We start from the raw sequence: 13974 nt of genomic DNA, 5'->3' as shown, positions 1-13974 counted from the left end.
GTTCACCCGTTCCAGGTGCGGAACGACGCTCGCTCCCGGCATGCGGCGGTGGATCACGCATCAGCCACGTCGCGCCCCCGGCCCCCACGTGAGACATTTCCGCGTCCGGCTGCGGCAATGCGGTACCCCCGCCGAGCGATGAACCCATGCCGACCACTGACGTCACGCCGCGCCACGACGATCTGAGTCACCGGATCGAGGCCGTGATCGCCGCGCACGCCCCGCGCGGGCGCGCCGCGGCGCGCCAGTACGGGGTGGACCTGGCCGACATCGAGCTCGTCCTGCAGGAGACCCGGCTGCGGATCTGGCGGCACGCGGAACGCGGCGACGCGCCCGACGACCTGCGCCCCGCGCTGATCTACCGGATCGCCGCCGGCGCCGCGATCGACCTGCTGCGCCGGCGCGATGCGCGGCGTGAGGTGCCGGCCGAGGCGGCGGCCGCGATCGCGGCGCGCGACGGCAACGCCCTCGATCAGGTGGCGCTGCAGGCGGCGCTCCGCACCTGCTTCGCGAAGCTCATGCAGAGCCGCCGCGCGGTGGTTGCGATGCACCTCCGCGGCAGCCCGCGCGAGGAGATCGCTGCACTCCTGCGCTGGAGTGAGGCGAAGACACGCAACCTGTTGTACCGTGGACTCGAGGATCTGCGGCTCTGTCTCCGGCACGCCGGCTTCGAGGGGGGATCATGAGCGTGAACGACGACACCCTGCGCCGGGAGTTCGCGTCGCTCTCGATGCCGCCCGACCAGCAGCCGACCGCCGGCGAGATCGTCGACCTCGTCGACGGCACCGGTGACGAACGGCAACGCCTCGACACGCTCGACCGGCTGATGGCCACGCCGGATGGCGCCGCAGAACTGGCGATGGTGCGTGCCCTCCGCCAAGGCCTCGCGGAGGACGTCGGGACGAGCGTCCCGATCGTGCCCACGGCGGGTCGTGTCCGGCGCTGGTGGCGGCCGGCGGCACTTGCCGCGGCCGCCGTCGTCGCTGTCGTCGTCAGTGCCCGCGCGATCGGCGATCGGGATGCCGCTCGCGTGCTGCGCAGCGCCGATGCCTCCATCACGCTCGTCACGCCACGCGACGGTGCCACCGCAGACGGCGGCGTGACCTTCGTGTGGCAGCGGATCGCCGACGCCACCTACGAGGTCGAGGTGTACTCGGCCGGTGGTGTGCCCGTGGTGCAACGCGAGACCGCTGACAGCACGCTGTCACTGGCGGCCGGTGCCGTACCGCGCGGTGACTACCGCTGGTGGGTCACGGCACGGCTCGACGACGGCACTCAGGTGCGCAGCCGCACGCGGCGGCTCGGGGTGCGGTAGAACCAGGCGACCAGGGCGCCAACGGCGAGCAGGCCGCTGAATCCCGCGATCAGCGGCGGCAGGTCGCTGGTGCTGCGTGGTGCCATGAGTGTGGCCGAGACACGCGTCGATGGATCACCCACATAGCTCCACCCCGCCCACTCACCCGGCGGCAGGCCGGCGCGGTGGCCGCGAAGCTGCGCCGCGCGCAGCGCGTCCGCCGTGGACAGTCCGCGCGCCAGCTCCGCGTAGAACCACGCCATCATCTGTGCGGCGGATGCATCGCTGGTCGGCCATTGCGTCGCCACCACTCCCTGCACGCCGGCGTCGAACAGCGGGCGCACGAGACCCTGCACCCCTTCAGCGGCCAGCACGCGGCCCGATGCCGTACTGCAGCCGGACAACACCACCAGCTCCGCCGGCAGCCGCATCGACGCGAGTTCGTGCGCGGTCAGGAGGCCGTCGTCACCGTCGGCGGGAGCAAGGACGATCGCCGCGCGCGACGCGGCACGATCGTCCACGATGGCGTGCATGGCGAAGTGCAGGATCGATGGCGGTGACGCCGCGAGACTCCTGACGGCCCGCTCCGTCGCAGCCGCGCCAACGATCGCGCGGCCGTTGGTCGCCGCGGTCGCCACGCCGTGCGCCTCGCGCTCGGCGCGCGGCAACGGTGCCAGTGTCGCGCCCTCCCAGCGCGCAGCGCCCGCCGAGAGGCCCAACGCAACGATCGGGCTGCCACGCGCGCCGGTGCGCTCCCGCGGGGGGGCTGGGGCGACCGGCCTGGTCGTCACGGCGAATCGCTCGATCACGCGCCGACCGTCCGGCAGCACGAGCGCCGCCCATGGCACGCCGTGCAACATGCCGTCTGGGACGATCACGAGATGGCGTGTGGACGAATCCGCGGCCGGGATGGCGCTGCCGAGCAGCGACGTGCCGAGCACCCGGGCGAGGTCCGTTGCAGCCGCGTTGCCCGCGAGCAATGAGCGCAGTGCGGCAATGGAGCGGAGCAGGGAGTCCACCGGCGGCAGCGCGGCGCTGCGCAGGGAGGTGCCGCGCCTGATGAAGAGTGTGGTGGGCTCGCCGCGGCGTCCGGTCACGAACTGGAGCCAGAGTTCGCCGGCCGCCGGTGCGCGATCAGCGCCCGCGACCACCGCGCTGCGCAGGTCGCGTGAGCGACGGGCGTTCGCGAGTCGGAGGGCCAGCGTGTCGTGCCCCGCGTGTGCCGTCCTGGCGATGATCGTCGCGATGCCCAGGTCCGGATCGGAGTCGATGGACCGCTCGTCCCAGCTCGCGATCCGCAACGCACGATCGCTGATGCTCGCCCGCCACGCGCCGAAGCGCGCGATCGCGCTGTCCAGCATCCGCGCCCCCTGCAGGACATCACCCGCGAGTGACTGCGCCTCCGCATGCCGCACGGCGAAGTCGAAGCGACGGACGGCGTTCAGCGTCCGTTCGTCGAGCGTGGCACGGAAGCGGCGAAAGTGCCCGAGCGCGCCGGCACCGTCGCCCCGTCGCAGCGCCAGCAGTCCAAGGTGGTAGTGCCGCTCGTTGTCCCATGTGGGATTCCGGGCGCGTCGCGCGATGGAGTCCATCCACGCCAGCCGTGCCAGCGCTGCGGTCTCGCCGCTGAGTTCCCGTTCGATGTCAATGAGCGGGGCGCCGTGGTTGACCAGGTTCGTCACGGCACCGAGCGACTCGCTCTGCGCGATGGCTTCCAGGAAGCGCGCCCGGGCGCGCTTCAGGTCACCGAGTTGATGCGCGGCGGCGCCGGCCAGGTCGCTGGCCTCGGCCAGCCCCCAGCGATCGTCGATGGCCGCCAGGGCAAGCCGACCGCGATGCGCCTCGTCCGCCGCACGCACCGGTTCGGCCGCGGCAAGCGACAGCGCGCTCAGCCCGAGCCATGCCCATGCCACCGGGGAGCGATTCCCCGAGACAGTGCCGGCCTCGATCGCGCGACTGAAATCCGCCTTGGCCGCGTCGAACTCACCGAGCAGCCGGTTGGTGTAGCCACGCCACTGCAGAGCGGCTGACAGGGACGCCTGGTCCCGCCCCGCCTCGAATCGATCGGCTGCCGCACCAAACGCGATCGCTGCATCGCGATACTTGTCATGGCCGAAGTGTGCCTGGGCGGCCGCCAGCCAGCACTGGCCCTCGACGCGTGCGTCGCCGAGCGCCGCGGCGCTCGCTGCGTGTGTCAGCGCGTCGCGGAGGGCCACGGTGTCACCGGTGCGAACGCGCACCTGCGCCCTGCGGCACGCGAGCTCGAGCTTCCACGAGGCGTCTGCCGGTCCGAAGAGACGCGCGGCCGAATCCGCGGTTGCAAGCGCTGACGCAACACCGTCGGTGCGCTGGCGGATCGAGACAAGCTGGAGCAATCCCTCCGCGATCACATCGGTGGAGCCCGACCGCACGGCGAGCGCTCGCGCACGCAGCAACAGACGGCTTGCCTCACGCACGTTGAACTGCTGCGCTTCCACCGATGCCAGGCCCAGCGCCGCGCGCGCCGTGACTTCGTCTGGCACGGTCGTATCGCCCTCGGCCGCGCGGAACAGGCGTGCGGCCTCGGGGAATCGGTAGGCGAGTCGCGCCGCTGATCCGAGTGCCAGCGCCGCGAGGCGGCGGTCGACCGAGGCCGGCGCACGCTCCCACCTGTCGCGGAAGGCCTGCAGCGTACCGCGCGCTGCCGCCGCACGGGCTTCGTCCACCACGTCGCGCGCGCGCCCCGGGCGCTGCGCCACGAGCGGACCATGGATGAGCAGAACCAGCGCCAGCCAAGGCCGCATCGGCAACTCCGGCGCGACCGTCAGGCGCCGGGCGCCCTCGTCGTCACGCGGTGAAGTGGCGCGGATCGCCCGACTCCGGCTGCCCCGCCGAAGTGCGACGATGCACACCCCTCAACGTTAGTCGCGGAGTGAACGAATGCGACCCGCGCACGCGATGGCACCGGCAGCGCCCCGTCCGCTGCCGGTGCCATCGCCGGTACCACAGGCACCTCGCCGGCCGCTACCGCTCGCTGAGCGCCCGCCTCACGGCCGGCGGAGCCCAAGAACCCGTGCATGCCGGCTGACGGCCGGCGCCGCAGTCACGACGGCCGATCCGCTCTCGCGCGTGCTCGTGACGCCGGTGGCACCGTCGGCGAGTGGGCTGGCCAGTTGGTGGTGGCTGCCGCCCGCCGCCGAGACGCTCCACGCGAAGGGCGCCGTGGTGAGGCCCCAGGCGTTGTTCCATCCCGTCACGCCTGACAGGTCGGGCATCTGGATGTCCCACGTCGCCGGCAGGGACGCGCCGGCGTATCCGGCCGTGACGAGCACGCTGTTGTGACGGGGGGCCGTACTGAAGGTGGCCTGTACCCAGCGGTCGTATTCCGGCTGCGACGTCAGCGCGGCGCGCCCGCGTCCGTACGGCGCGCTGGCGAGCCGTGTCACTGTGGGGACGCTCAGCCGCGGTGGCAAGGTCAGCGACGCGGCGGCGGCACTCCGGAAGTACCGCATCACGGTGCGCGTCTCGAGCTGGTCACCGCTCACCACGCTCGTCAGCAGCTGCTGCAACTCCCCGGTGTTCAGCCGTGACGCCGGCAGCGCGTAGTAACGCCACGTCCCGGGGACATCGAAGGCGTAGAACAGCTCCGCCAGCGCCGATCCGCGCGACCCGTTGAAGTGCACGTACCCGTCCTGCTGGTCGCCTGTGGTGAGGCCGGTGATGGCGACGCTCGCTGTCTCCGGCGTGAACGCCTCGCTGCTGGCGAAATCGATGCTGGCGCCCGTGCCGCCGGCCGGGATGTTCACATCGCGGCGCATCACGACACGCAGCGGCTGATCGGGTGCCGACCCGTTGCGCGTGGTGGCCAGCAGTACCTGGGGGCCTGGCGCCACGAGGTCCAGCTGGAAGGTGCCGGATGCAGGCGTGTTGGCGTTGATCGACGCATTGGCGTACCCGATGCCGATGCTCTTGCGCTGGGCGGTGGTCGCACCCGTGAACGGCACGGTCACCGTCTTGCTCCCGCAACCGCCCGTGTTCACCGTCGCGGCGTATTCGGTGAGGTCCGCAGTGGTGAGATAGATCACGTCGACGAGCGGGCTGTTGAACACAGTGTCCACGACAGCCAGCCCGCCGCGTCCCGATGCGAAGTTGATGTGGTACGTGCTCCCCGTCGTGGGCAGCACCCGCGTCCACGCGCCGGCGCCGTCCTGCTGCGCCACCCACACCGGCGCATCTTCAGCGCAGTACGCCACCGCGATGCCGCTCCCGATCGCCGGCGGCGACACGGTCACGGTGATCGTCGCGGTGGCATTGCTCACGCCAGCGCCACTGGCCGTGACGATCACCGGGTACGACCCGCCGGCGAGCGTGCTCGCCGCCTGCGCCGACACCGCGGCCGTGGTCCCTGTGATGCCGGTGGCGGGGGTGGCCGTGACCGTCAGTCCAGGCGGCGCGCCACTCAGCGCCAGCGCGACCGCGCCAGTGAAGGGTGCCGTGCGGGTGATCGTGACCGTCGACGTTGCCGCGGCGCCGCCGGCGATGAGCGCGAGGGTTGGTGGCGCGGCGGCGACCGCAATGCTGCCAGGTGTTGCAGCGCTCACGGTCACGACGACGGTGCCGGCGGTGACGGTCGCACCGCCGGCCAGACCCGTCGCCGAGACGGTGAGCGTGAACGACGTGCCGGCGGGCGTCGTCGCGGTCGTCGTGACGAGCGCCGTGCTGCTCGTGGCGCCCACCGCGATCGTGGCCGGCGTGAGGGTCACGGTGACGCCAGCCGGTGCGCCGGTGACGCTGAGTGGCACTGCACCGGAGAAGGTTCCGCTACGGACCGCCGTGATCGTCACGGCGCGGGAATCACCGGCGGCAACCGACATCGTGGCCGAGGAGGTCACGATGGTGACGCTCCCGGTCGGACCGACCGGATCGTCGTCATCATCGTCGCCACCGCTCGTGCAGCTGGTCAGAAGCGCAAGGGTCGTGAGCGCGAGCAGTGCGTGGCGGAGTGGCATGATGGAGCGGACCATGAGGCGAGCCCGAGTGGTGGGTGAGTGCCGACTGGGCGCGCGAGCTGCAACGGCGCAGTGCGACGCGACTGGGTGTGCCGCATCACTCCACGTGTCTTTCTCACGGCGCGGCTGCGCCGCAGGTCGCGTCCCACCGCAGTGGATGCGGTGCGACCTACGGTATGGGCAGCCACGCGTGCGGGTGTTGCGAGAGGCGCAGGTCCGCAGGCAGGAGCGCGTTGGACCGCGTGGCGAGAATGCCTCGCGCGCCATCGGCGGGTGCGGGGGGCAGGCGGAAGAGGCTTCCGCCAGCCGCCGTTACCTCCCACAGCAACTCGCCCGTCGCAGCAATCGCCCACGCATCGTTCCAGCCGCTCGCGGCAGACAGATCGGGCATCTGCAGGTCCCACGTGGTCGGCAGCGACGCGCCGGCGAATGCGGCCGTGACCAGCATCGTGTTCACGCGCGCACCGGTGCTGAACGACGCCTGTGCCCAGCGGTTGTACTCCGGTTGCGAGGAGAACGTCGCGCGGCCGCGCGCGAAAGCCCCGCTCTCGATGCGGGTGATGGTCGGGGTGGGGAGCGCTGGCCCGATCACGGCGGAGGTGGTGGCAACGCTGCGGAAGTACCGCGCGACGGTTCGCCGCGACCGCTGATCGCTGCTCAGCACGCTCGTCTGGAACATCTGCAACTCGCCGGACAGCAGCCGGCTGCCTTGCAGCCCATAGTACCGCGTGACGCGACCATGGTTGTTCAGGGATTGGATCGGACTCCGTGCCGACCCCTGTGATCCGGTGAAGTACACGCCGCCGCTTCCGGTCTCCGAATCGCTCATGCCGGTGACGGTCATGGTTGCGGAATCGGGGTCGAATGACTCCGGGCCGTTGAAGTCGAGGAACGCCGCGGTCCCGCCGTCGGCAATGCTGACACTGCGGCGGATCGCGAGACGCGGCGCGAAGCCCACGCTCGTGCGGGTTCCGAGCAGCACCTGTGGTCCGGCCGCAACGCCGCGGATCGTGATCGTGCCGCCGCTGCCAGAGCCGGTCGCGTGCCCGAGCGACGCGCGCAGGGAGATGAGGGCGCCGAGATCCTGAGACGGCACGAAGACCGTCTTCGTCCCGCAGCGTCCGATGTTCACGCTGCTCGCGTATGCCGTCAACTCCTCCACCGTGAGGTACCTGACGCCGAGCGCACTGACCGAGCCGGTCGTGTCGACGACGGCGAGCCCGCCCCGACCGGTGGTGAAGTTGATGTGGTATGTGCTGCCGGTCGTGGGAAGGACGCGCGTCCACGCGCCGGCGCCGTCCTGCTGCGCCACCCAGATCGGGGCGTCGGGGGCGCAGTAGGTCACCGCAATCCCGGTGCTCACCGGCGCCTCCACGGCGACGTCGATCGTATCGGCGGACTTGCTGATACCCTCGCCGCTGGCCGTGACGATCAGGGGATACGTGGCGGGTGCGAGGGTCGCCGCTGCGCGCACGGAGAGTGTCGCGCTGGTGCCTGCAATCCCGGTGGCGGGTGTGGCCGTGGCGGTGAGGCCGGCTGGCACGTTGCTCACGTCCAGGTCGACGGCGCCAGCAAACGGTGCGGTGCGGGTGATGGCAATCGCCGCTGTGCCTGCCGCGCCGCCAGCCACGATCGCGACGAGTGCAGGTGACGCGGCGATCGCCACGCTGCCTGTCGGCGCGGCCGTCACGGTGACGGTGACGTTCGCCGGGGTGGCGGTCGCACCGCCCGCGAGTCCGGTCGTCGCAATGGTCAGCGCAAACGGCCCCGTCGCTGTCGCTGCAGTAGTCCTGAGCGTCGCAACGGCGACGGTCTCGCCTGGGGCGATCGTCGCGGGTGCGAAGGAGACCGTCACGCCGCTGGGCGCGCCACTCGACGTCAGCGAGACGGCACCCGTGAAGGCGCCGCTCCGCGCGATCGTGATACCCACCGTGCCGTCACTGCCCGCCTGCAGCGTCACGTTCGGTGTCGCGACCATGATCGCGACACTCCCCGGTGGTTCGACGGGGTCGCCCTTTCCACTGTTGCCCGCCGTGCAGCTGCCGAGCAACAGCACGGCGGTGACGGCCTGCACAAGAGACCGGCGTCGGACGGTCACGATACGCATCTGGCGATCCCGCTGTCGGGGGGAGAGGACACGCGAGCGCTCACCTGCTGCGGCGGCGCACTGCGGCGCATCACTGTAGGCCGCAGCCACTGGCGCGGTCGTCTCACGCCGCGACAGGAAACTCCCGCCAGTCCCCTGGCGTAGGGTGGCCGACCCCACACGAGGAGCCATCGATGCATCGGTATGCCGCCGTAGTCGCCGTCGCTGTCATCGGGAGCTCGGCCGCGCTGGCGCAGCGCGATCCGCTCATGCAGACCGTGGCGGCGCGACTCAGTGCAACCGAAGGTGAGTTCATCGCCTTCCGTCGGGACCTCCACCAGCACCCCGAAGCGTCAGGCAACGAGGTGCGTACGGCCGAACGTGTTGCCGCCCGGCTTCGCGCACTTGGGCTGGAGGTTCGCACGGGGGTTGGCGGCCACGGCGTTGTGGCGGTGCTGCCCGGCGGCAGGCCAGGGCCGGTCGTGGCGTATCGTGCCGACATGGATGCCGTGATGACGGACGACGCCGACCCGGTGGCGTTTCGCTCCCTCACGCCGGGTGTCCGCCACATCTGCGGGCACGACCTGCACACGACCATCGGGCTGGCGCTCGCCACCGCGTTGCATGCGGTCCGCGCGCAACTCCCGGGCACGGTGCTGTTCATCTTCCAGCCAGCCGAGGAACGCGCAACGGGCGCACACGCCATGCTTGGCGCCGGTGTCTTCGGTCCCCGCGCGCCGGACGCGATCTACGCCCTCCACACCGCACCGCTCGAGGTGGGGCAGCTGGGAACGATCGCGGGAGACCTGATGAGTGGGCGCGATGCGTACCGGATCACGCTCAGTGGTTCCGGCGACCTCGCGGCTGCGGCAGGAACGGTGAAGCAGCGCCTCGATGCGATCGCGACGATCACGGCGGAGCAGTCGTTTGCGCCGGCAGCCCGTGACCTGATCCTGATCGAATCGCGCGCGGAGGCGGATTCTGCGGGAATCCGCACGGTGCAGGGAACGATCATGGCGACGGCGCTCAGCCGGCCCCGCGTTGTCGCAGCGATGGCGGAGCTGCGCGCGATGACACGGCCGAACGTCACCGTGCGGGTGGACTACCGCCCGAAGTTGATGGCGGGCGTCACCAACGATTCGGCGCTGACTCCGCGTGCCGTCGCGGCGCTCGGGCGCGAGCTGGGTGGCGCCGCGACCCTCGAGGTGAACCAGATCATTCCCGCCTTCAGCGAGGACTTCGGCGCCTTCACCGAACAGGTGCCCGGCACTTACTTCTTCCTCGGTGTCAGCAGCTCGGCGAACGGTACGGTCGGGATGCCGCACACGCCGGGCTACGTCGCGGACGAGGGGGCGATCCAGGTCGGTGCACGCGCCATGGCCGCCGTGATCCTCGACCGGTTGCGACGCTAGTTCAGTTCGCTTGGCCCCCCCCGGTCTTGCAGGATGTGGCAGCCCCCGGCATCGTGGCACGAGCGTGCGAATCAGCCCACGTCGTTCCCGCTCGGTGCTGATCACTCGCAGCATGCGCTCGCGCGCCGTTCCGGTCAGACGCGCCCATTCTCCTGGAGGATCCATGCGACCGACGATTCGACGGGTGCTGCTGGTCTGCGCTGCCAGCGCCGCACCGGCCCTCAGCCTGGCGCAGGCGACGCGAGAGGTGACGCCGCGCCGCAACGCGTTCGGCTTTTCGTATGTCAGCTACGCGATCGACGACGACGACGCCGTCTTCACGGATGCACAGGAACACTTCACGGCCAATTTTGGCTTCCGCTTCACCAGGGCGTTCGTCCGGCCGAGCCGCGCGCTCGGCTGGATGATCGACGGTGAGCTGTTCCTTGGCGTGATCGACCGTGAGCTGCTGGACGTGCCGTTGCCGGAGACCATGCTCGGCCTGCACGCCTTCGTCGGCCCGGTACGGCAGAACATCAGGACGTCGTTCTCGTTCACTGGCGGCTGAGGTCCGGATCGCGGAGCGGCGTCTCCGGCTCGAACCCCAACGGCGTAGTCGGATGCGCTGCGTGGCGGCATCCGGAAGGAGGGAGACGCTCCCACCGCCCGAGGGATCAACGAGCTCCGGGATATCCCTCGTTCCGGTCTCCCCGCGGCATTGCCCGGAAGGAACACGCGCCCGCGAATCTGGTCTTTACGGGTTGTTATGCTCCTCGGTGCCCACATGCAGTTGGCCGCAGACTCCCGAATCATCCGCATGCTCCCGTTCCCGGTGACCAGACTGCTTGCCGCGCTCCGGGCCCTGCTGGCGCTGGCGTTCGGTATCTGCCTTGTACTGCCGCTTGCAGCACAGGAGGTGGTGGCGCCAGCAGGATGGACGTCACGCCGCGCCGAGGGCCTCGTACTGTTGAGGCCGCCACAGGTCGAACCGCGTACGGTGTTCACCGTCACGGTCTACGCGCCTGTCGCCCCGGGCGCCGAGGCCCCCGACCAGTGGCTGGCCTCACGCGCCGATGCCGACATCGCGACCGTGGCGAACGCCAGCGTGGAGCGCCGCACCCCGGTGACCCCGGATGCCGACGGCATTCGCTCGACCTCCCGCGTCCTGGTGACGCCATCCGGTGCGCGCCTGCTCGCGCTGTATTTCGGCGTGACTCCACGGAGCGGCCGTGCAGGACTGGTACGCGTGCTCTCGTCCTCGGCGGCGCTGCTGAGTGAGCACGCCGACGCCGTCACGCAGGTCGTGCGGCAGGTGAGCGCCCTGCAGCCGCCGCAGGTCGCGGCACTCCCCGTGCCCGCAACACCCGCCGCAGAGGCGACGTCATCGCCGGGCCCCGGCGCCATCGGCGCGCCCACCGTGCCGGTGTCGGATGCCGGTGACGTCGGTCGGATCTCGCCGAATGTCGTCGTGCGCACGCCTGCTCCGCGAAGGAACGGGTTTCGCGCCGGCGGGGTGCTGGCGCCGGGCATGTACGTGGGAAAGCAGGTGTACACCGACACACGTGAGGTCCTCAACGAGATGACGCTGTGGATCTATCCATCCGGTGAGTACCGCCAGGTGTGGCAGGGCAGCACGCGCGAGCCCGGTACAGGGCAGTTCGCCTACGACCCCGCCACCGGCCGGATCGATCTCGAGTGGGGCTCGCTCATGACCATCGTGAACAGCCGTATCGAACCCCGGACGGATTTCGCCGTGATGGGAAGCACGGACGACGGCGTGCCGGCGCTGCTGGCCGAGAACGATCGCGGCTTCCACATCCTCCGCACGCTGCTGGTGCGTGCGGGGCCGAACGACCGACCGTCCCCGGCGGCAATGAAGGCCGCAGAAGCGGCAGCGGCGGCGGAAGAAGCACGCTACAAGTATGTCGTCGCGCCGGGACGTGGCCTGCAGGAGGCGCAGATCGCCGGGATCCACCTGCATGCGGAGATGCACCAGACCGTCGGGCTCAGCATGCAGCTCGGTGTGTCGAGTACGCTGTCACTCTACCTGCTGCTGTCCGATGGCACGGTGCATGATGGCGTGCCCGTGGCGCCGGATGAAATGGACCTCGTGGCGAGCCGGCGTCGAGAGCCGGAGCGGTGGGGGCGCTGGCGCCGCGTGGGGGCGGCGCTGCAGGTGGCCTGGAACGTGAAGCCCGACGAGTGGGTGCCGCTCCCGGGCGAGCCGATGGTGAAGATTCCGCCGGTGTACGAGTTGCGCGGACGGTTCAGCGGTGGCGAATCGTCGGCCGCCGGCGATGTGGGGAGCTACTCGCTCTACGGTGTCACGTTCGGACCCGGGCGGACGTTCGAGACCGATTCGCGCGGCGGCACGGGGACGGGCTCGTTCACGCAGGTTACCGGCGGGACCAGCGTGCAGGTCGCACGTGATGACGAGGGATCGGCGACGGTCGCATCGACGCCGGGCGTGATCGTGACGGGAACGCGGCGCGCCGAGGCCGCAGCGCGGAGTGGCACCTATCGCGTGATCGGATGGACGCTGGAGGCGCGCTATGACGACGGGCGCGTCGTGCGCCAGCCGGCCTTCTTCCTCGACCACGATCGGGACGCGATCTACTGGCAGGGGAAAGTTGTGACGCTGAACCGGGAGACCCGTTGATGACACGTACCGCACTGTCGCACCACCGCCCGCCCCCCCGCTGGCGCGCCCGCTGCGTGATGCTCGCGGTGTGGGTGCTCATCGCGATGCCGACTGGCGCGCAGCGACCGGCGCCGCCCCGCGGCTGGACCATCGACACGACGGGCGGGGTGCCGGTGGCGGTTCGCCGGGGCGGCATGCTGAGCACTGACACGAAGGCCGAGCTGCTCGGCCCGGTGCTGCGCGAGGGGCCAGCGCTGCAGATCTGGATCTCCACCTTCGCGCGCAGCAACGCCGCCACCCTCGGCACGGTGGATTCGGGGGTGAAGGACGAGATCGCGGTCGGCACGATTGCCGGACAACGTGTCGTGACCGCCGCGCAGACCGTGCGGACGCAATCGGGAACGAAGTACGTGGCCTACGGCATCCTGCAGGACACGCCGACAGGCGCACCGGTGATCGTGGTACGCAGCATTTTCGGTGACGCGCTGACGCTGGCGCGGGTGTTCCGGTCGAGTGTGGAGGCGCTGATGCCGTATGTCCTCGCGCCGATGGAGAGCATGCGCGTGCAGCGGTCGGTCGCGATGGCGGCGCAGCCGGTGACGTCGTTCCGTGGTCTTGCCAGCGCAACGCCGCCGCCCGCCGACACGGCAGTGCCCGTCGCGGCCGCCACCGCGCCGGCGGCGACCGGTGATTCGGCCGGCCGGGCCGCGATCGGTGCCGCCATCACCGATGCCGTCGCCGAGCTCGAGCCGACGCCCGCTGCGGCGACAGCGGGTCCGGCGCGCTCGCCGGCGACGGCCGGGCGCGCACGGGGCACCCGGACCGGTTCCGCGACCACGCCGACGGTCGCGACCGGGGCGCTCGCGGCGTCGCTGGTGAAGGTGGTGTTCTATCAGTTCGGCGACCTGCAGTTCCACCCCGTCGCGCTCTTCCGTGACGGCACGTCGTTCGACGTCAGCGATGTGCCGCTGGAGCAGACGGATGCGAGGGCGTCGCGTGCGGCGCAGCCACGCCGGTGGGGTCGCTGGCGCAACGAGGGCCAGACCTACTACCTGTCCGGGCAGGGAGAGAAGGAACGGGACTACACGCTTGGCGGCGGTGGCTTCCACACGGCGTTCGCCGCGCCACCCGGCACCACGCTCGACGGCACGTACAAGGCCGTGTCGGGGATGACGATGGGCGAGACGAACACGCTGAGCACCACGCAGCTCCGCTTTGCGCCGGATGGACGCTTCACCGGCGCCAACGAATTCGCGGCCATCGGCAGTGGCGAAACCAGCGGCGTCAGCACCGCGGCCGGTGCCAGCAGCAGCAACGCCGGCCGGTATCGTGTGACCGGCCATCGGCTGGTGCTGACCTATGACAGCGGGGAGGTGAAGGAGTTCTTCTTCGCCTTCGGCTCGGGTGGTGACACGGAGGCCATCGATCGCGACATGATGTTCGTGGGGTCGACGGCGTTCGTGCGGTAGGTGCGGGCCGCCGTGGGTGGCGTGGTGCGCGGGAATGACGGAACGGTGAGGTGCGATCGGCCACCATGGCCGCACTCCGCCTGAGCGCCAGCCTGGCGACCGACG

General features: G+C 70.9%; 9 protein-coding genes. 6 read left to right on the top strand and 3 right to left on the bottom strand.

Features of this window, described 5'->3' with window-relative positions; genetic code table 11:
* The first annotated feature begins 146 nt into the window (after positions 1 to 146).
* Positions 147 to 686, top strand: a complete 540-nt coding sequence (locus tag IT355_13480; protein MCC7054272.1) for a sigma-70 family RNA polymerase sigma factor — start codon at positions 147 to 149, stop codon at positions 684 to 686.
* The gene (locus IT355_13475; protein ID MCC7054271.1) at positions 683 to 1315 is read left to right on the top strand and encodes a hypothetical protein; all 633 of its coding nucleotides are present in this window, start codon (positions 683 to 685) and stop codon (positions 1313 to 1315) included. The genes IT355_13480 and IT355_13475 overlap by 4 nt, the downstream gene beginning before the upstream one ends.
* Here IT355_13475 and IT355_13470 read toward each other — a convergent pair.
* From IT355_13470 to IT355_13460, 3 genes are all read right to left on the bottom strand, one after another.
* Positions 1276 to 4077, bottom strand: coding sequence for a CHAT domain-containing protein (locus tag IT355_13470; protein ID MCC7054270.1), 2802 nt, complete (start codon positions 4075 to 4077; stop codon positions 1276 to 1278). The two genes, IT355_13475 and IT355_13470, sit on opposite strands and share 40 nt — an antisense overlap.
* A gap of 243 nt (positions 4078 to 4320) precedes the next feature.
* Positions 4321 to 6282 (bottom strand): hypothetical protein, encoded by a 1962-nt coding sequence (locus IT355_13465; protein ID MCC7054269.1) that lies wholly within the window; start codon positions 6280 to 6282, stop codon positions 4321 to 4323.
* A gap of 169 nt (positions 6283 to 6451) precedes the next feature.
* Complete coding sequence (locus tag IT355_13460; GenBank protein MCC7054268.1) at positions 6452 to 8380, bottom strand: hypothetical protein; 1929 nt, start codon at positions 8378 to 8380, stop codon at positions 6452 to 6454.
* 182 nt (positions 8381 to 8562) lie between these two features.
* Here IT355_13460 and IT355_13455 point away from each other — a divergent pair, with 182 nt between their 5' ends.
* The 4 genes from IT355_13455 (at position 8563) to IT355_13440 (ending at position 13869) form a co-directional block, all read left to right on the top strand.
* A complete protein-coding gene (locus IT355_13455) occupies positions 8563 to 9780 on the top strand; it encodes an amidohydrolase (protein MCC7054267.1) in 1218 nt (405 codons plus the stop codon).
* A gap of 163 nt (positions 9781 to 9943) precedes the next feature.
* Positions 9944 to 10327 (top strand): hypothetical protein, encoded by a 384-nt coding sequence (locus IT355_13450; protein MCC7054266.1) that lies wholly within the window; start codon positions 9944 to 9946, stop codon positions 10325 to 10327.
* Between the two features lie 249 nt (positions 10328 to 10576).
* Positions 10577 to 12418: a hypothetical protein gene (locus IT355_13445; GenBank protein MCC7054265.1), complete on the top strand. Its 1842-nt coding sequence runs from the start codon at positions 10577 to 10579 to the stop codon at positions 12416 to 12418.
* Positions 12418 to 13869, top strand: coding sequence for a hypothetical protein (locus IT355_13440; GenBank protein MCC7054264.1), 1452 nt, complete (start codon positions 12418 to 12420; stop codon positions 13867 to 13869). The genes IT355_13445 and IT355_13440 overlap by 1 nt, the downstream gene beginning before the upstream one ends.
* The last annotated feature ends 105 nt before the right edge of the window (positions 13870 to 13974 follow it).

It is taken from the genome of Gemmatimonadaceae bacterium (assembly GCA_020851035.1).
In the GTDB taxonomy this organism is placed as follows: domain Bacteria; phylum Gemmatimonadota; class Gemmatimonadetes; order Gemmatimonadales; family Gemmatimonadaceae; genus JACMLX01.
Note: the sequence above shows the minus strand (reverse complement) of the source record. Positions and strands in the feature narration are given on the sequence as shown.

Bases quoted from the DNA above. Each gene is read 5' to 3' on its own strand.
- IT355_13450 (MCC7054266.1), top strand. From the start codon at position 9,944: ATGCGACCGACGATTCGACGGGTGCTGCTGGTCTGCGCTGCCAGCGCC.
- IT355_13470 (MCC7054270.1), bottom strand. From the start codon at position 4,077: ATGCGGCCTTGGCTGGCGCTGGTTCTGCTCATCCATGGTCCGCTCGTG.
- IT355_13480 (MCC7054272.1), top strand. From the start codon at position 147: ATGCCGACCACTGACGTCACGCCGCGCCACGACGATCTGAGTCACCGG.
- IT355_13445 (MCC7054265.1), top strand. From the start codon at position 10,577: ATGCTCCCGTTCCCGGTGACCAGACTGCTTGCCGCGCTCCGGGCCCTG.
- IT355_13440 (MCC7054264.1), top strand. From the start codon at position 12,418: ATGACACGTACCGCACTGTCGCACCACCGCCCGCCCCCCCGCTGGCGC.
- IT355_13465 (MCC7054269.1), bottom strand. From the start codon at position 6,282: ATGCCACTCCGCCACGCACTGCTCGCGCTCACGACCCTTGCGCTTCTG.
- IT355_13475 (MCC7054271.1), top strand. From the start codon at position 683: ATGAGCGTGAACGACGACACCCTGCGCCGGGAGTTCGCGTCGCTCTCG.
- IT355_13455 (MCC7054267.1), top strand. From the start codon at position 8,563: ATGCATCGGTATGCCGCCGTAGTCGCCGTCGCTGTCATCGGGAGCTCG.